The sequence below is a fragment of the Paracoccus caeni genome, assembly GCF_016629665.1.
Taxonomy (GTDB): Bacteria; Pseudomonadota; Alphaproteobacteria; order Rhodobacterales; family Rhodobacteraceae; genus Paracoccus; species Paracoccus caeni.
The window spans coordinates 507,657-524,952 of sequence record NZ_JAEPRQ010000001.1 but is presented as its reverse complement, the minus strand read 5'-3'; the positions used below and the strand labels follow the sequence as shown (position 1 = coordinate 524,952).

Annotated in this window: 19 protein-coding genes; 11 read left to right on the top strand and 8 right to left on the bottom strand. The window is 62.0% G+C overall.

Translation table 11 applies throughout. The features are described from left to right. The first annotated feature begins 16 nt into the window (after positions 1–16). Together JJJ17_RS02425 and JJJ17_RS02420 are read left to right on the top strand one after the other, a co-directional pair. Positions 17–427: a DoxX family protein gene (locus JJJ17_RS02425; protein WP_200683498.1), complete on the top strand. Its 411-nt coding sequence runs from the start codon at positions 17–19 to the stop codon at positions 425–427. A 38-nt stretch (positions 428–465) separates the two neighbouring features. Beyond that, positions 466–1,227, top strand: coding sequence for a VOC family protein (locus JJJ17_RS02420; protein ID WP_200683496.1), 762 nt, complete (start codon positions 466–468; stop codon positions 1,225–1,227). A 71-nt stretch (positions 1,228–1,298) separates the two neighbouring features. Here JJJ17_RS02420 and JJJ17_RS02415 read toward each other — a convergent pair whose 3' ends face one another. Genes JJJ17_RS02415 through JJJ17_RS02405 form a run of 3 tightly spaced genes read right to left on the bottom strand, consistent with a single transcriptional unit; the run spans position 1,299 to position 3,865 of the window. After that, complete coding sequence (locus JJJ17_RS02415) at positions 1,299–1,946, bottom strand: hydrolase (protein WP_200683494.1); 648 nt, start codon at positions 1,944–1,946, stop codon at positions 1,299–1,301. A 48-nt stretch (positions 1,947–1,994) separates the two neighbouring features. Continuing rightward, positions 1,995–3,029, bottom strand: a complete 1,035-nt coding sequence (hemH, locus tag JJJ17_RS02410; RefSeq protein WP_200683492.1) for a ferrochelatase — start codon at positions 3,027–3,029, stop codon at positions 1,995–1,997. After that, complete coding sequence (locus tag JJJ17_RS02405; protein WP_200683490.1) at positions 3,026–3,865, bottom strand: methyltransferase domain-containing protein; 840 nt, start codon at positions 3,863–3,865, stop codon at positions 3,026–3,028. Before JJJ17_RS02405 ends, hemH begins: the two co-directional genes overlap by 4 nt. Between JJJ17_RS02405 and JJJ17_RS02400 the strand changes: the two genes are divergently transcribed. From JJJ17_RS02400 to JJJ17_RS02390, 3 genes are all read left to right on the top strand, one after another. Continuing rightward, positions 3,864–4,637, top strand: coding sequence for a ComF family protein (locus JJJ17_RS02400; RefSeq protein WP_200683488.1), 774 nt, complete (start codon positions 3,864–3,866; stop codon positions 4,635–4,637). The genes JJJ17_RS02405 and JJJ17_RS02400 overlap by 2 nt on opposite strands. Before the next feature lie 32 nt (positions 4,638–4,669). Further along, positions 4,670–4,942, top strand: a complete 273-nt coding sequence (grxC, locus tag JJJ17_RS02395) for a glutaredoxin 3 (protein ID WP_200683486.1) — start codon at positions 4,670–4,672, stop codon at positions 4,940–4,942. Positions 4,943–5,080: 138 nt separating this feature from the next. Continuing rightward, positions 5,081–5,551 (top strand): MarR family winged helix-turn-helix transcriptional regulator, encoded by a 471-nt coding sequence (locus JJJ17_RS02390; RefSeq protein WP_200683484.1) that lies wholly within the window; start codon positions 5,081–5,083, stop codon positions 5,549–5,551. 202 nt (positions 5,552–5,753) lie between these two features. On the opposite strand, the gene ubiG is transcribed toward JJJ17_RS02390, so the two are convergent. Next, positions 5,754–6,488, bottom strand: coding sequence for a bifunctional 2-polyprenyl-6-hydroxyphenol methylase/3-demethylubiquinol 3-O-methyltransferase UbiG (gene ubiG, locus JJJ17_RS02385; protein WP_200683483.1), 735 nt, complete (start codon positions 6,486–6,488; stop codon positions 5,754–5,756). Between the two features lie 48 nt (positions 6,489–6,536). On the opposite strand from ubiG, the gene pip reads away from it, so the two are divergent. The 6 genes from pip (at position 6,537) to infB (ending at position 14,337) form a co-directional block, all read left to right on the top strand. After that, entirely contained in the window at positions 6,537–7,508 is a 972-nt protein-coding gene (gene pip, locus JJJ17_RS02380) for a prolyl aminopeptidase (RefSeq protein ID WP_200683481.1), read from the top strand. Positions 7,509–7,616: 108 nt separating this feature from the next. Next, positions 7,617–8,669 carry a glycosyltransferase 61 family protein gene (locus JJJ17_RS02375; protein ID WP_200683479.1) on the top strand — a complete coding sequence of 351 codons (1,053 nt, stop codon included), beginning with the start codon at positions 7,617–7,619 and terminating at the stop codon, positions 8,667–8,669. Positions 8,670–8,796: 127 nt separating this feature from the next. After that, on the top strand, positions 8,797–9,423 hold the full coding sequence (rimP, locus tag JJJ17_RS02370; RefSeq protein WP_200683477.1) for a ribosome maturation factor RimP: 627 nt from the start codon (positions 8,797–8,799) through the stop codon (positions 9,421–9,423). 3 nt (positions 9,424–9,426) lie between these two features. After that, positions 9,427–11,103, top strand: coding sequence for a transcription termination factor NusA (gene nusA / locus JJJ17_RS02365; protein ID WP_200683475.1), 1,677 nt, complete (start codon positions 9,427–9,429; stop codon positions 11,101–11,103). Positions 11,104–11,122: 19 nt separating this feature from the next. Continuing rightward, complete coding sequence (locus tag JJJ17_RS02360) at positions 11,123–11,743, top strand: RNA-binding protein (protein ID WP_200684759.1); 621 nt, start codon at positions 11,123–11,125, stop codon at positions 11,741–11,743. An 8-nt stretch (positions 11,744–11,751) separates the two neighbouring features. Next, positions 11,752–14,337 carry a translation initiation factor IF-2 gene (gene infB / locus JJJ17_RS02355; RefSeq protein WP_200683473.1) on the top strand — a complete coding sequence of 862 codons (2,586 nt, stop codon included), beginning with the start codon at positions 11,752–11,754 and terminating at the stop codon, positions 14,335–14,337. 182 nt (positions 14,338–14,519) lie between these two features. Here the strand turns inward: infB and JJJ17_RS20500 are convergent, their stop codons facing one another. The 4 genes from JJJ17_RS20500 to JJJ17_RS02340 all read right to left on the bottom strand — a co-directional run bounded on the left by JJJ17_RS20500 (position 14,520) and on the right by JJJ17_RS02340 (position 17,265). Beyond that, positions 14,520–14,648: a hypothetical protein gene (locus JJJ17_RS20500; protein ID WP_267911075.1), complete on the bottom strand. Its 129-nt coding sequence runs from the start codon at positions 14,646–14,648 to the stop codon at positions 14,520–14,522. Positions 14,649–14,771: 123 nt separating this feature from the next. Further along, a complete protein-coding gene (gene mutT, locus JJJ17_RS02350) occupies positions 14,772–15,170 on the bottom strand; it encodes an 8-oxo-dGTP diphosphatase MutT (protein WP_200683471.1) in 399 nt (132 codons plus the stop codon). Continuing rightward, positions 15,167–16,420: a bifunctional glutamate N-acetyltransferase/amino-acid acetyltransferase ArgJ gene (gene argJ, locus JJJ17_RS02345; protein WP_200683470.1), complete on the bottom strand. Its 1,254-nt coding sequence runs from the start codon at positions 16,418–16,420 to the stop codon at positions 15,167–15,169. The genes mutT and argJ overlap by 4 nt, the downstream gene beginning before the upstream one ends. Next, positions 16,420–17,265, bottom strand: coding sequence for a peptidylprolyl isomerase (locus tag JJJ17_RS02340; protein WP_200683468.1), 846 nt, complete (start codon positions 17,263–17,265; stop codon positions 16,420–16,422). The genes argJ and JJJ17_RS02340 overlap by 1 nt, the downstream gene beginning before the upstream one ends. Positions 17,266–17,296 lie beyond the last annotated feature (31 nt).

The window sequence follows — 17,296 nt, the reverse complement described above, 5'->3', positions numbered from 1 at the left end:
CCGGGGACCGGAAAAAATGCTGACGACCTTGAATGCACAACTGCGGGCTCCGGGGCTTGCCGCTCTGATCCTGCGTATCTCGCTGGGCGTGCTGTTTCTCGCCCATGCCTGGCTGAAGATCGCGGTCTTCACCCCATCGGGCACCGCCCAGTTCTTTCAGTCTCTGGGACTGCCCGGCCCGCTCGCCTATCTGACCATCATCGCCGAAGTGCTTGGCGGCATCGCACTGATCATCGGCTGGCAGGTGCGCGTCGTCTCGCTGGCGCTGTTGCCGATCCTGCTGGGCGCGATTTTCTTCAACCACGCCAAGGCGGGCTTCTTCTTCACCAATGAGGGCGGCGGTTGGGAATTTCCGGCCTTCTGGGCGATTTCACTGATCGTGCTGGCGCTGCTGGGCGGAGGAAAAGCCGCGGTCACGACGGACTGAACATCTTCAGAATAAAACGTAAGTAAGGGGGAACAGTGATGAGCGGCACAAATATCGATCACGTCGCATTGACGGTCCATGATCTGGCCGGAATGGCGGATTTCTACGAAACGGCGATTGGCCTGCAACCGATGGGCGGCGACCAGAACACCCGCCGCTTGGGTGCAGGCGATCAGGTTCTGCTTGAACTGCGCCATGATGCAGCCGCAAAACCCCGAGATCCGGCCGAGGCCGGGCTGTTCCACACCGCCTTTCTCTGGCCGTCGCGTGGCGATCTGGGGGCTTGGCTGCGTCATGCCGCCGATCAGAATATCCGGCTGACGGGTGCATCGGACCATGGCGTCAGTGAAGCCCTGTATCTGGACGACCCGGAAGGAAACGGGATCGAGATCTACCGCGACCGCCCCAGTAACGAGTGGCAGCAGGACGGCGACCGGATCACCATGTTCACGCGCAGGCTGGATCTTGTCGATCTGATCTCTGCCGCTACTGACCCTTGGGAAGGGGCGACCGCGGGCAGCAGCATCGGGCATGTCCATCTGCAAGTCGGCGATCTGGGCCGCGCGGATCAGTTCTTCCGCGACGATCTGGGCCTGACCCAGACTTTCGATGGACCGGGCGGGATCTGGTATGGTTGGAACGGCTACCACCACCAGCTTGCGGGAAATATCTGGAACAGCCGTGGCGCGGGTCCGCGCGACCCTGACCGGATCGGACTGGCCGAGATCGCCCTGAGATCGTCCGACGGCGCCGGCAAGACCCTCACCGACCCTTGGGGCACCCGCTTCAGAATGATCTGAGAGATACGGTTTTTTGACGAGTAGAGGCCGATGGCGCGCGATCCGCTCCATCGGCCGGTTTTTTTTCAGCGCTACTTGATCTTGCCTTCTTTCATCAGGCCAAACCGCTTGGGGAAATACCAGCGCAGCACCCGCCGGAACTTGTCCGAGCTTTCCCGCGCCCAGTTCCGCATCAATTCCGAGCCGAACTGGATCGCCGTGACCGGCTGAGCACCCGCCTGTATCATCCGGTCGAAAGCACGGTCATGGGATACCGGAGAGACGCCGCCGACGGCATCGGCGACCGGATAAACCTCGAACCCTTCGGCCAGCATATCCAGCGTCGGGAAGGTCAGGCAAACCTCGGTCCACAGACCGGCGATGACGACTTTCTTGCGGCCGGTCGCCTTCACCGCTTCACGGAATTCCTCATCCTCCCATGAGTTGACGCCGGTGCGGTCGATCTCTTTCACGCCGGGCAGTTCGGCGAGGATCTCTTTGGCGGTGCCTTCGTTCACGCCCATATCCACGCCGACGGTCGAGACGATGACCGGCACGTCATAAGCCTTGGCCAGCTTGCACAATGCGATCACGTTGAGGTCGATTTCTTCGCGCGTGGACGAGGTGACGGTGCTGTATTGCTCGGGCTGGAAATCGATCAGCACCAGCACGCAATTTTCTGGCGTCAGCAGGCGATCACCCTTGGGATCACGGATAGGCTCGGGTTGGGTCTTGGACATCAACTTTCCTCCTCTACACTGAAAATCGGAACCTGTCGGCGTGGACCCTTATGTCGTGGCCCACCCGCCGATATTGTCACGGATCACATTCATCATCACGGCGATATGACCCGGATCGTCGTTGAGGCAGGGAATATAAGTGAATTCCTTGCCGCCCGCATGTTCATAAGCCTCACGGATTTCGCCGTTGATCTCTTCCAGCGTCTCAATGCAATCCGCCGCGAATGCGGGCGAGATCACCGCGATATCGTCAACCCCCTGCCGCGCCAGTTCTGCCACATGCTCGACCGTATAGGGTTTCAGCCATTCCTCGCGCCCGAAGACGGACTGGAAGGTGGTGTCGATGATGCCATCGGCCCAGCCCAGACGCTCTTGCAGCAGGCGTGAGGTTTTCTGGCACTGGCAATGATAGGGATCGCCCTGCATCAGGTAACGCTTGGGCATACCGTGATATGACGCGACCAGCCTGCCCGGTATCCGCCCTTGCAGCACCCGTTCGACCGATTGCGCCAGCGCGTCGATATAATCGGGGCGGTCGAAATAAGGCTCGCAGGTGCGGATGGCCGGTTGCCATTTCTGCTGCATCAGCGCCCGGAACATCTGATCGTTCGCCGTGGCCGAGGTAGCGCCCGCATATTGCGGATAAAGCGGCAGGAACACGATCCTGCGACAGCCCGCCTCGATCATCCGGTTCAGCACCTCCTCGGTCGAGGGGTTGCCGTAGCGCATGCAGAATTCGACCATGATCTGATCGCCCCATTCTGCCACCGCAGCCTCGCGCAGGGCGTCGGCCTGTGCGCGGGTGATCGTCATCAGCGGGCTTTCGTTCTTCTCTTCGTTCCAGATCAGCTTGTAATTCGCGCCCGAGGTGAAAGGCCGCTTGGTCAGGATGATCCCCTGCAACAAGGGCTGCCATTTCCATGCGGGAAAATCGATCACCCGGCGGTCGGACAGAAATTCGTTCAGATAGCGGCGCATCGACCAATAATCGTAGCCATCCGGCGTGCCCAGATTGGCAATCAGGATTCCGGTCTTGCCCGGCTTGACCGGGGGGTGATCGGCGGGCGCAAAGGCTGGCGTCATGTCTTGTTCCTGATGTCGTTCAACGCCTCGGCAAGGCTGTGCTTGGCAGAGCCGGGGCGCAGCGGCTTTTGCTGCGTCTCGGACGGAGACCATCCGGTCAGAAAGACCAGATCGAAGGTGGTTGCGATACGGGACGGATCGTCGCGGTCGGGATAATGCGCCGACATGATCGCCGAGGCCGCCGTGAAGATGTCGCGCCGGGTCGAATGCCGCAGGCGTCCGGCAAGGGCATTGCCCTCGCCCATCGCGCGCAAATCGCGAGAAAGGTGCGCCAGATTTCGATAGCTGGCCTGCTGGTGCAGAAGATCGGCGACCGGCAGGGCCAGCCCCGCCCGGCCCAACAGTCCGCCCAGATCGCGGACATCGCCCATCGGCAGGATGCGCGGCGACAGCCCGCCCGTCACCTCGGATTCGGCCTGCGCCAGGGCCGCGCGCAGCTCGGTCAGGGTCTGCGCGCCGAACATCACGCCGATGAACAGCCCATCGGGCTGCAGCGCGCGGGCGCATTGGACCAGTTGACCGACCGGGTCTTCGGCCCAATGCAGCGCCAGCGCGTGGATCACCAGATCATGACCACCGGGCGACAGGGCCAGTTCGTCCTCATCCGTGACGACCAGCGCATCGGGAAACTCTGCCTGCCAGAACAGCGGAAAGCCGGTCACGATCGCCGGTTTCGTAAACGTTCTGTTAATCTCGGCAAGCCTATCGTGGATCTCGTCGGCGGCGATGCGGTGGAAAAGGTCGATGAACCCGGCACGCATGGCACGGTCGCGCTGACGCAGAAGCGCAGGGCGGTCTGTCAGAAGCGGGCGGGTGGATTGAACGGGGGTCCTCATGAGGTTGCAACATAGGGTGCTTCGCCAGTCGATAAAAGCCGCCCTTAGGCTAATCTATCCGTCCCAATGTCCGGGTTGCGGCATCCCCGTCGCCTCGGACGGAGAGGATGACAGCCCGCTTTGTCCCGACTGCTGGCGCGAGACGCGGTTCATCACCGGCACGTGCTGCAACCGCTGCGGCGCTCCGCTGGCCGATGCGGGCGACAGCTTGGCGATCGAGGCTGATCTGCATTGCGACGATTGCCTTGGCATCGCCCGGCCGTGGACCGAGGGGCGCGCGGCCATGGTCTATAGCGGCGCGGGCCGACGTATGGTGATGGCGCTGAAACACGGCGACCGGCCCGATCTGGCGCCGGTCATGGCGCGCTGGCTGGCCCGTGCCGCCGCGCCGCTGATCCGGCCGGATATGGTTGTCGCCCCGATCCCGCTGCATCTGATCCGGCTGGTGAAGCGCAGATATAATCAGGCGGCTTTGGTTTCGGACCGATTGGCGCGGCTGGCGCAGTTGAAACATCTGCCCGATCTGCTGCTGCGGCTGCGCAACACCAAGGCACAGGATCATCGCGGGCTAAGCGACCGATTTGCGAATGTGCAGGGGTCGGTGATCGTCAATCCCCGCCATGCGTCATGGATTGCGGGCAGACCGATCCTGCTGGTCGATGACGTGATGACCGCGGGTGCCACCCTTTCCGTCGCGGCACAGGCCCTTGTCGCCGCAGGGTCGGGGCCGGTCAGCGTCGCGGTGCTGGCGCGCGCCGTCAAGGATGACTAAGTAGAGGAGGAACAGACGGATACAGACAGACCATGACCCAGCCAGCCATCACCATCTACGCGACACCAACCTGCCCCTATTGCCACCGCGCCAAGGCGTTGCTGCGCGAAAAGGGCGTCACCTTTGAGGAAATCGACGTTGCCGCCCAGCCAGAGCGTCGCGCCGAGATGACGAAACGCGCCAATGGCGGTCGCACCGTGCCGCAGATTTTCATCGGCGACATCCATGTCGGCGGCAGCGACGATCTGCATGATCTGGAACGGATGGGGAAGCTGGATCCCCTGTTGCGCGCCGATCTGGGGTGATTGACGGCAACGCTTTGGCTGTGCCGAAGCAAAGTGACGCCATGTATGACTTTTCGGTAACTTGACCTGCGGCGGTTTGCCGGGCACGGTCCTTCGCGCCACTTTCTTCCACGACGGCTGATGATGGCCGTAGAGGCGATGACCAAGATTCTGACCGACCAGGAGTTCAACCTTTCCGTTGAAAGGCTTGCCGCGAGCCTCTTTGCAGAGGTTCTGATCGCGGACCAATTGTCACGCAATCTGATCAGCAAGGCCTTGCCGCGCGGGATGAAAATCTCGCATTTCTCGGTGCTTAACCTGCTGGCCCATATCAACGAAGAGCGGACACCCGCCCAGTTGGCCGAGGCGTTTCACGTCACCCGTGGCGCGATGACCAATACCCTGTCGCGGCTGGAATGGGCCGGACATATCCATATCCGCCCCGACTGGGACGATGCGCGGCGCAAGTTCGTCTCGATCAGTCCGGCGGGCCGGTCGGCGCGTGACGCGGCCATTGCCTCGTTCATGCCGGTGATCGGCGATGTGGTGAAGGATATCGGCGTTCATCGCGTCCGAATCGCCTTGCCGGTGCTGCGGGAATTGCGGCTGCGGCTGGAAGAGAACGTCTGAGCCGATAGCGATCTTCTGATGTCGCGCAACATCTGCGGGCGTTGCATCCAGTATTTGTGCAACGAAGAAGCGGCGGGTGCCGGGCGGATCAGCAAATGCTGGGGATTTGGTTGCACAGAGCATGCACCTGGCGCGCGCAGGTAATGCACAGGCTGTACACCGCTTGCGCGCGTTGCGCGGTTTTTTTTTGTCGAAACGGCGGCTATTCCGGGCGGCGCGTGGTCAGGATGTAATTCACCGACAGATCGCGCGGCGACAGGCTCCAGCCGAAGCTGATCGGGTTGAAGACCATGCCCGAGCGGTCCACATCCGCCAGACCGCACTGCCCGCACATATCGGACAGTTCATCCGGCATGATGAAGCGGTTCCAGTCATGCGTGCCCTTGGGCAGCCAGCGCATCACCCATTCTGCCCCAATGATCGCCGCCATGAAGCTTTTCGCGGTGCGGTTCAGGGTGGACAGGATCACCAGCCCGCCCGGACGCACCAGATCGCGGCAGGTGGCGATGAACCGGGCCGGGTCGGCGACATGTTCAACGATCTCCAGCGCCAGAACCACATCGAAGCTTTCGCCCGCCTCGGCCAGGGCTTCGGCGGTGGTGGCGCGATAGTCGATTGCCAATCCCTGCTGTTCCGCATGCAGCCGGGCGACCGCGATATTGCCTTCGGCCGCATCCGCACCGACCATATCCGCGCCCAGCCGGGCCATCGGTTCCGACACAAGCCCGCCGCCGCAGCCGATATCCAGAATCCGCAGACCTGCCAGCGCCTTGAGGTCACGGCGATCGCGCCCGAACTCGGCGGTGATCTGCGTCTGGATATAGTCCAGCCGGACCGGGTTCATCATGTGCAGCGGCTTGAACTTGCCCTTCGGGTCCCACCATTCGGCGGCCATCGCCTCGAACTTGGCGATCTCGGCGGGGTCGATGCTGGTCATGCTCTGGTCCTTCTGGCGGGCGGTCGCGGTTCGCTCTATACTGCGGAAATGGATCGGATGGCAGAACAAATCGCCGCGTCAGATGGTCGCCTTCACCCGGCGACCGAGCCCTTTGCCCGTCATATGATCGATGTCGGCGACGATCACACCCTTTATGTCGAGCAATGCGGCAACCCCGAGGGGCTGCCCGTGATCGTCCTGCATGGCGGCCCCGGTGGCGGTTGTAGCCCGTTCATGCGCCGGTTTTTCGATCCCGAATTTTATCACATCGTTCTGTTCGACCAGCGCGGCTGCGGGCGGTCGCGACCCACGGCCTCGGTCGAGGCGAACACGACCCAGCATCTGATCGCCGATATTGAACTGATCCGCGACCGGCTGTGCATCGACCGCTGGTTGCTGTTCGGCGGTTCATGGGGGGCGACGCTGGCACTGGCCTATGCCGAGGCGCATCCCGGCCATGTGCGCGGGCTGATCCTGCGCGGTGTGTTTCTGGGCATGCAGACCGAGCTTGACTGGTTCTATGGCGGCGGCGCCGGGCGGTTCTTCCCCGATCTGTGGCAGCGCTTCTGCGACCCGATCCCGCAATCCGAGCAAGGCGATCTGATTGCCGCCTATCACCGGCGGCTGTTCTCAGATGATCGCGGGCGGCAGGGTCGCTTTGCCCTGCCGTGGCTGATGTGGGAAAATGCGCTGGCCGGGTTGCAAACCTCGCCCGCGTCCCATGCGCCGCCTGAATATGCCCGCGCCTTCGCCCGGCTGGAAAACCACTATTTCAGCAACCGCTGTTTCTTCGAGGAAGGTCAACTTCTGAAGAACCGCCACCGGATCGAGCATCTTCCGGCGGTGATCGTGCAGGGCCGCTATGACATGGTCTGCCCGCCGCTCAGTGCGTGGAAGCTGGCGGATGGCTGGGAGAAATGCGACCTGCGGCTGGTCCCCGCCTCGGGGCATGCCTTGTCCGAGCCGCGAATCACCATGGAACTGGTTCGGGTGATGGACGGTTTGCGTGATGGTGAGTGAACCGTTCTGTAGACAGAATCCCGGAAGCGAGCTAACCTATTGATCTGTAGGTAGCTATTACGGGTTTATGCGATGCTTCATCACGGACGGAGTTGGCTGGGATATCGGGTGAAGCAAACCCTCGCCAAGCTGTCGGGCAAACCACTGGCCTTCGCACCCTATCCGGAATTCACTGCGGCGGATGTTCCGCAAACGGTGCCTTGTCAGCCTGCGATCTTCAACCGGGATCATCTGTCGCGCGTGACGCAATGCGGCTTTAGCAAACCGCTGCAGGAGTTGATCGAAGTCCTCGAGGCGAGGGAATATGTGGAACGGCCGCTGTCGACCTGTGATCTCGGACCGGCGACGGTGGTTGGGGGCATCATCTTCACGCCCGACAATCGGATCCTGCATTCGTCTTTTCTGCATCCCGGTCTTCGCGATATCACCGCCACGCCGCCAGAGGTGAGCGAAAGGACGGTGCTGATCAACTCGATGCAGGGAATCCGTTATTTCGGCCATTGGCTCAGCGACGATGTCGCCGCCCACGAAGCCTTTCGCGGCGATTCGGATTTGCGGGCATTGCCGCTGCCGGGCTGGAGCGATGCACGGATCTATTCCCGCCTGTTCGAGCAGGACTGGCAAGGTCATATGGTCATTCGCAGCAAGGCTCTGACACTTGTGCGCGATCTGGGCTTCAGCCTCGACAAGGCGCGGCGCTATCGCGCATTGCGTCAAAGAATGCGCGACAATCTGGGTCAGCCCGACGAGCGCGGGAAGGTCGTTTTCCTGAAACGTGGACCGTCGGGCGACCCGCGCGAGATCGTGAATGCCGCAGAGCTTGAGACGCAGCTGAGTGCCGCCGGTGTGATGATCGTGACTGCCGAGGGCGAGAGCGAACATTTCCTGCGCTCGATGCTGGATGCGTCGGTCATCATCACGATTGAAGGCAGCCAGGATCGCCATGCCATCTATGCCCTGCAGGACGGCGGCGGGATGCTGACAATCGCGCCGCCGGATCGGTTCTACATTGCCAGTCACGAATGGGCGCGTAATCTCGATATGCATAGCGGCATCGTCATCGGGACGGTGGCCGAAGGTGGCTTTACCGTCGATCCAAACGAAATCCTGTCTATGGTCGATCAACTGCTGGCGCGGGTGGAAAATCCGGTGCAACACTGAGCCGCTTGCTTTTGGGGCAATCTAGGCCTATATGACGCTCAACAGCGGCGCAGGCTTCCAAACCCTGCACCACCGGATCGCGCACGGGCCCCGCTGAGAGGCCCGTTTTTCATTTCTGGGGAACCATATGTCCAACGATCTTATCGCAAAGACCGCCATCGACCGGCGCCTTGCCGAGATCATCACCCCGGTGATCGAGGATCTGGGGTTCGAACTGGTCCGCGTTCGCCTGCAAGGTGGCAAGACCGCGACCCTGCAGATCATGGCCGACCGCCCGGAAGGCGGCATCAATGTGGATGATTGCGGCGATATTTCGGTCGCGGTCAGCGCCACGCTGGATGTCGAGGATCCGCTGGAGGATCCTTATCACCTCGAAGTCTCCAGCCCCGGCATCGACCGACCCCTGACCCGGATGAAGGATTTCGAAACCTTCGAAGGCTATGAGGCGAAGCTGGAGACGAACCAGTCCATCGACGGGCGCAAGCGCTGGAAAGGCGTGCTGGCCGGGGTGGAAGGGGATGAGGTTCTGCTGAACATCGAAGAGAATGGCGAGGTGCAGACCATCGGGCTGAACTTTGACTGGCTTTCCGATGCGAAGCTGGTCCTGACCGATGAACTGATCCGCGAAATGCTGCGTCAGAAGAAGGAAGCCGGGGTCGAGATCGACCATCTGGACGAATCCGCCTTTGACGAGATCGAAACCGAAGATGACAACGAAACGGCCGCGAACGGGCGTGCCGATGCCAAGGAGTGAGTGATGGCAATCACCTCTGCCAACCAGTTGGAACTGTTGCAGACCGCCGAAGCGGTGGCGCGCGAGAAGATGATCGAGCCAGAGCTGGTCATCGAAGCGATGGAGGACAGCCTCGCCCGTGCCGCCAAGTCGCGTTACGGCGCCGAGATGGACATCCGCGTCAAGATCGACCGCAAGACCGGCAACGCCACCTTCACCCGCGTCCGCACCGTGGTCGAGGATGAAGAGGTCGAGAATTATCAGGCGCAGTTCACTCCGGCACAGGCCCGCCCCTATTTCGAGCCGCAGAAGAGCGTCGAGAATTACTGGACCCGCGAAGGCGAGCGTCTGGCGGATTTCGCCGGTGGTCCGCTGGTCGGCGACGTGTTCCAGGAACAGGTGCCGCCGGTCGAACTGGGCCGCATCGCCGCGCAATCGGCGAAACAGGTGATCCTGCAGCGCGTCCGCGAGGCAGAGCGTGACCGTCAATACGAAGAATTCAAGGACCGCGCCGGTTCGATCATCAACGGCGTCGTCAAGCGCGAGGAATACGGCAACATCATCGTCGATGTCGGCCGGGGCGAGGCGATCCTGCGTCGCAACGAAAAGATCGGTCGCGAAAGCTATCGCCCGAACGATCGTATCCGCGCCTATGTCAAGGATGTGCGCCGCGAATCGCGTGGTCCGCAGATCTTCCTGTCGCGCACCGATCCGCAATTCATGGCCGAATTGTTCAAGATGGAAGTGCCGGAAATCTATGACGGCGTGATCGACATCAAGGCCGTGGCCCGCGATCCGGGTTCGCGCGCCAAGATCGCCGTGATCAGCTATGACAACTCGATCGATCCGGTTGGCGCCTGCGTCGGTATGCGCGGCAGCCGCGTGCAAGCCGTGGTCGGCGAGCTTCAGGGCGAGAAGATCGACATCATCCCGTGGAACGAGGATCAGGCGACCTTCCTGGTCAACGCGCTTCAGCCTGCCGAAGTCTCGAAAGTCGTCTTTGACGAAGACGGTGGCCGGATCGAGGTCGTGGTTCCCGATGAGCAGCTTTCGCTGGCGATCGGTCGTCGCGGGCAGAACGTGCGTCTGGCCAGCCAGTTGACCGGCCTCGACATCGACATTCTGACCGAGGAAGAAGAATCCAAGCGTCGTCAGGCGGAATTCAACGCCCGCACGCAATTGTTCATGGACGCGCTGGATCTGGACGAATTCTTCGCCCAGCTTCTGGTGGCCGAAGGCTTCACCGATCTGGAAGAGGTGGCTTACGTCGAACTGGACGAGCTTCTGTCGATCGATGGCGTGGACGAAAGCACCGCTTCGGAACTGCAGGCCCGTGCCCGTGACGTTCTGGAAGCCCGCAACAAGGCCGCGATGGAAAATGCGCGCGCCCTGGGCGTCGAGGACAGTCTGGTTGAATTCGAAGGCCTGACCCCCCAGATGATCGAGGCACTAGCAAAGGACGGCATCAAGACGCTGGAAGACTTTGCCACCTGCGCCGATTGGGAACTGGCCGGTGGCTGGACCACGGTGGACGGACAGCGCGTCAAGGATGACGGTTTGCTGGAAGCCTTTGACGTGTCGCTGGAAGAGGCGCAAAATCTGATCATGACCGCCCGCGTCAGCCTTGGCTGGGTCGATCCGGCTGAACTGAATGCCGGTGAGCCCGAAGAAGCCGATGGCGAAGAGGAGGCCGGGGCCTGATGCCCCGGATCTGACCGGGTTGAGCCGCGGCGGACAAGAAAAGGACCGGACGCAGCCCGAAAGGCGCTGCATCGCAACCGGAGAGGTTCAGCCCAAATATGGGCTGATCCGCTTCGTTGTGGGGCCGGATGGACAAGTGGTGCCCGATCTGGCCGAAAAATTGCCGGGTCGCGGTATCTGGGTTGTGGCCGATCGCGCCGCGATTGATAAGGCGGCAACGAAAGGGCTGTTCTCTCGCGCAGCGAAGATGCAGGTCAGCGTCCCGGAAGGGCTGGCCGATCTGGTCGAGGCGGGAATGGCGCGACGGGTGATCGAACTGGTCTCTCTGGCCCGGAAATCGGGCAAGGCGGTGGCCGGGTTCGAGAAGGTCAAGGGCTGGCTGGCCGGTGGCGTTGCAAAGGTTCTATTGCAGGCCTCGGACGGATCAGACCGGGGAAAAGGCAAGCTGTGGACACCGACTGGCGGGCGCTGGTTCGGCTGTCTCACGGCGTCAGAATTGGGTTTGTCCTTTGGACGTGATCATGTCATACACGGCGCGCTTGCGGCGGGTGGCCTGACGGACAAGGTGATCTTGGAAGCCGGCAGACTAACGGGTCTGCGCGGGCATGACGGCGGCAATACGGCTGCCGGGAAGGAATGAAGACGCAGATGAGCGATAAAGACGACAAAAGAACCTTGGGCGTTGGCGGCGGTAGCGGCCGGTCCGGTCAGGTCAAGCAGAGTTTCAGCCACGGCCGCACGAAAAGCGTGGTCGTCGAGACCAAGCGCAAGCGCGTCGTGGTTCCCAAGCCCAGTGCGCCGCAAGGTGCGACCACCGTGGACAAGGCAAAGACGCCGATGGTTGCCCGTCACGCGGGCGATCCTTCGAAACGTCCGGCAGGCATCTCGGAAGCCGAGATGGAGCGTCGACTGAAAGCCCTTGCTGCGGCGAAGTCGCGTGAGGTCGAAGAGGCTGCCACGCGTCTGGCCGAGGAAAAGGCCCGCGAAGAAGAACGCGAGCGTCGCCGGGCCGAGATCGAGGCCAAGGAACGCGAAGATCGCGAGCGCGAGGAAGCCCTCAAGGCCAAGGCCGAAGAGGAAGAACGCCGTGCGCGCGAGGCCGAGGAGGCCGCCAAGCGCAAGGAAGAGCCCAAGCGCGAAGAGCCGAAGAAAGAAGAGCCGCGGGCCAAGCCTGCTGCCGCGGGTCGTCCGACCCCGCCCGATCAGGCGTCGATCGAAGCTGCCGCAGCCCGTGCCGAGACCAAAGGCGTGGCGACTGCCCGCAAGCCCGAACGCGACCGCCCAGAGCGTGCGCCGGAACGTGACAGCCGCAACAAGACCAACCGCGACGATAGCCGTCGTGCGGGCAAGCTGTCGCTGAATCAGGCGCTTGAAGGTGGTGAAGGCGGGCGTCAACGCTCGTTGGCCGCGATGAAGCGCAAACAGGACCGCGCCCGCCAGAAGGCGATGGGCGGCAGCCAGCGCGCTGAAAAGCAGGTCCGTGATGTGCAGTTGCCGGAAACCATCGTGGTGTCGGAACTGGCCAACCGGATGGCGGAACGCGCCGCCGATGTGATCAAGTCGCTGATGAAGATGGGTCTGATGGTCACGGCCAATCAGGCAATCGATGCCGATACCGCAGAACTGGTGATCGAAGAATTCGGCCACAAGGCGGTTCGGGTGTCGGATTCCGATGTGGAACAGGTGATCGACTCGGTCGAGGACAAAGCAGAAGATCTGCAATCGCGTCCGCCGATCATCACCATCATGGGTCACGTCGACCACGGCAAGACCTCGCTTCTGGATGCGATCCGCAAGGCCAACGTCGTCTCGGGCGAGGCTGGCGGGATCACCCAGCATATCGGCGCCTATCAGGTGACGACGGAATCCGGTGCGGTTCTGTCCTTCCTCGACACGCCGGGCCACGCTGCGTTCACCTCGATGCGTGCCCGTGGTGCGCAGGTGACCGATATCGTGGTGCTGGTGGTTGCAGCGGACGATGCGGTGATGCCGCAGACGGTCGAGGCGATCAACCACGCCAAGGCCGCCAATGTCCCGATGATCGTGGCGATCAACAAGGTGGACAAGCCCGCCGCCGATCCGCAGAAAGTGCGGACCGATCTGCTGCAACACGAAGTCGTGGTCGAGCAGATGTCGGGCGACGTGCAGGATGTCGAGGTTTCGGCCAAGACCGGCAAGGGTCTGGACAATCTGCTGGAGGCCATCGCGCTTCAGGCAGAAATCCTTGAGCTGAAAGCCAACCCGAAACGCGCCGCCCAAGGCGCTGTGATCGAGGCGCAGCTTGACGTGGGCCGCGGTCCCGTCGCCACCGTTCTGGTTCAGAACGGCACCCTGCGTCGCGGCGACATCTTTGTTGTCGGCGAGCAATGGGGCAAGGTGCGCGCGCTGATCAACGACAAGGGCGACCGTGTCGATGAAGCCGGTCCTTCGGTTCCGGTCGAGGTTCTGGGCCTGAACGGCACCCCGGAAGCGGGCGACGTTCTGAACGTGGTCGAGACCGAGGCGCAGGCCCGTGAAATCGCGGATTACCGTCTGCAGCAGTCCAAGGACAAACGCGCCGCTGCCGGTGCCGCGACCACGCTGGAACAGCTTATGGCGAAGGCCAAGGCCGACGAAACCGTTGCAGAACTGCCGGTGGTGGTGAAAGCGGACGTGCAGGGTTCGGCCGAGGCGATCGTTCAGGCGCTGGAGAAGATCGGCAATGATGAGGTTCGCGTCCGCGTGCTGCATTACGGCGTCGGTGCCATCACCGAATCCGATATCGGTCTGGCCGAGGCGTCACAGGCGCCGGTGATCGGCTTCAACGTCCGCGCCAACGCTCCGGCCCGCAATTCGGCCAACCAGAAGGGTGTCGAGATCCGCTATTACTCGATCATCTATGATTTGGTGGACGACATCAAAGCGGCGGCTTCGGGCTTGCTGTCGGCAGAGGTTCGCGAGAACTTCATCGGCTATGCGCAGATCCGCGAAGTCTTCAAGGTTACCGGCGTCGGCAAGGTTGCCGGCTGTCTGGTCACCGAAGGCGTTGCCCGCCGCTCGGCTGGCGTCCGTCTGCTGCGCGACAACGTGGTGATCCACGAGGGCACGCTGAAGACGCTGAAACGCTTCAAGGACGAGGTCAAAGAGGTCCAGTCCGGTCAGGAATGCGGCATGGCGTTCGAGAACTACGACGATATCCGCACCGGCGATGTCATCGAGATCTTCGAGCGTGAAGAGGTCGAGCGCAGCCTGTAAAGGCTGCCTCCCCCTCGGGGAAATCCCTCAATTACAAAACAAAAAGGCGGCCCTTTGGCCGCCTTTTTGCTATAGTATCACAATGTCGGGTTAATGGCGGAATGGCGCCTCCTACACCATTCCGCCGCAACACCGCTTTCCGCACCCAGAAGGTGTTCCAAGCGGGTTATTCCGCAGCGCCGTTAACGGCTGATCGGTTTCCCCTCATAGGTGCGGCCACCAACGCGCACCACCATGTTCCCATTCGGTGAGAGCCGTTCGAACAGCCCCTGAATGAGAATGTAGCTACCGATCGAAATCGTCCGAATCATTGTGCAAGCCTCCAACTCCCTCACATTTCAGTTTAAGCACAACTTGCTTAAATTTGTGTAACAAAATCTTACACATGCTAACAAATTGTGCATTCTTGAAATGCTGCAGTTGCGAAATGGTTTTTACAGCCACATTTGCAAAGCGGGGATCAGGGGAATATCGGCGGCGGGCATCGGGTAATTGCGCAGGTCATTCGCCCTGACCCATGCCAGTTTCTGCCCTTCTTGCGGCGTAACGATGCCCTGCCATTTACGGCAGGCATAAACCGGCATCAGCAGATGAAAATCGTCATAGCTGTGGCTGGCAAAGGTCAGCGGCGCCAGACAAGAGGTCCAGGTGTCGATGCCCAGCTCCTCATGCAATTCGCGGATCAGCGCGGCTTCCGGAGTCTCTCCCGGCTCGACCTTGCCGCCGGGGAATTCCCACAGACCGGCCATCGACTTGCCCTCGGGGCGCTGTGCCAGAAGCACCCGCCCGTCGGGATCGATCAGCGCAACGGCGGCGACCAGAACCGTCTTCACGAACGGTAATCCGCGTTGATGTCGATATAGCCATGGGTCAGGTCGCAGGTCCAAACCGTGCGCGCGCCCTGCCCCAGACCCAGATCAACCGCGATCAGCAGTTCGGCGTTCTTCATATAGGCGCTGGCCTGCGCTTCGTCATAATCGGGGGACCGCCAGCCGTGCTGTGCCAGCACCAGGTGGCCGAAGCGGATGGTCAGCATGTCGCGATCCGCCACCGCGCCGGATTTGCCCACTGCCATGACGATCCGGCCCCAATTGGCGTCCTCGCCCGCAATCGCGGTCTTGACCAGCGGCGAATTGGCAATCGCCATCGCAACCTTGGTCGCATCGCCTTCATCCATCGCGCCGGTCACCCGAACCTCGACGAATTTCGTCGCACCCTCGCCGTCGCGGACGACCAGATGCGCCAGTTCCCGCATCACCTCGGCCAAGGCCAGCGCAAACGCCCGCCCATCAGCATCGTTGAGCGAAGTGATCTCCGCCGTGTCCGAGCGCCCCGTCGCCGCCAGAATCAGCGCATCCGAGGTCGAGGTGTCGCTATCCACCGTGATCGCATTGAAGGTCGAGGGCAGCGCCTCATCCAGCGCCTGCTGTAGCAGCGGCGCGGAAATCTTGGCATCGGTGAAGATATAGACCAGCATCGTCGCCATGTCCGGCGCGATCATCCCCGAGCCTTTGGCGATCCCGGTGACCCTGATCTGCCCGCCATTGCCGTCGAAGGTCGCGGAGGCGCCTTTCGGAAAGGTATCCGTGGTCATGATCGCCCGCGCCGCATCCGCTGCGCCGTTCTGATCCAGCGCCGAGGCCAGATCGCCGATCACCGAGACGATCCGGTCATGCGGCAAAGGCTCGCCAATCACCCCGGTCGATGATGAAAACACCCGGCCCGCGGGCACGCCCATTGCCTCGGCCACAGCACCCGTCACCGCATCGACCGATTCCTGACCGCGCGCGCCGGTGAAGGCATTGGCATTGCCGGAATTGACGATGATCGCGGCACCTTCGGGCGCTTCACCGCCCTCGGCCAGCTTCGCCTGATTGTCCAGAACGCAGGCGGCGCGGGTCGAGGATTTGGTGAACGCCCCGGCCAGGGTCGAACCAGGCGCAATGCGGATCAGGGTCACATCGGTGCGACCCTGATACTTGACGCCAGCGGCACCGCTGGCGAATTCAACGCCACCGATAACCGGCAGATCGGGGAAAGAGGCAGGCGCCAGCGGCGAAACGGGAAGCCCGGCCTTGCCCATTATTCGGCCTCCAGCAATTCGACCTTGTCCATCGCCTCGGGCGCGATGCCCTCGATCTTTTCGACGGTCGCATCGGTGACGATCTTCTCGACCCCGGCCTCCACCTTTTCGCGACGGACCATCTGGTCAAGCTGGTCGCGGATGTCTTCCAGTTTGGGGTTCTCGCGCGTGCGGCTGTCGTTCAGCTTGATGATATGCCAGCCAAAATCGGTCTGGACCGGGTCAGAGATCGTGTCCTTTTCCATTCCGCGAACGGCTTCGGCAAAGGGCGCGACCATCTGATCGGCAAGGAACCAGCCCAGATCGCCCTTGTTCGGACCGGAATTGTCGGTCGATTTCTCGGCAGCGAGTTCGCCGAAATCGGCACCGCCATCAAGCTGCGCCTTGATCTCTTTCGCCTCGTCCTCGGTTTCGACAAGGATATGGGCGGCGGAATATTCGGTCTGCGCCTCGGCCTCGGCAAAGACCTTGTCATAGGCGGCCTTGATTTCGTCCTCGGTCGGATCGGTCTCGGCGATATTGGTCACCGCCACCGTCGCCAGCGTATTGCGGCGCTGGATTTCAAGCTGGGCGCGCACGCCCGCATTCTCGGTGCCCTGTTCGGCCACGGCGGTCTGGCGGATCAACTGGTCCAGCATCAGATCCCACAGCTCTGCCGGGGGCATCTGCGCGACCGAGGGGTCCTGCATCGACTGCTTCATCACGATCATCTGGCCCAGCGTGATCTCTTGGCCATTGACGGTCGCGACCACCGTGTCCGCGCTTTCATCCTGCGCGAAGGCCGGCACAGCCGTCATCACGGGCGCCGCGATCACGAAAGCGGCCAGAATCGACGGTTTGAACATGGGAATCCTTTGCTATGGTTTGCCCAAAACC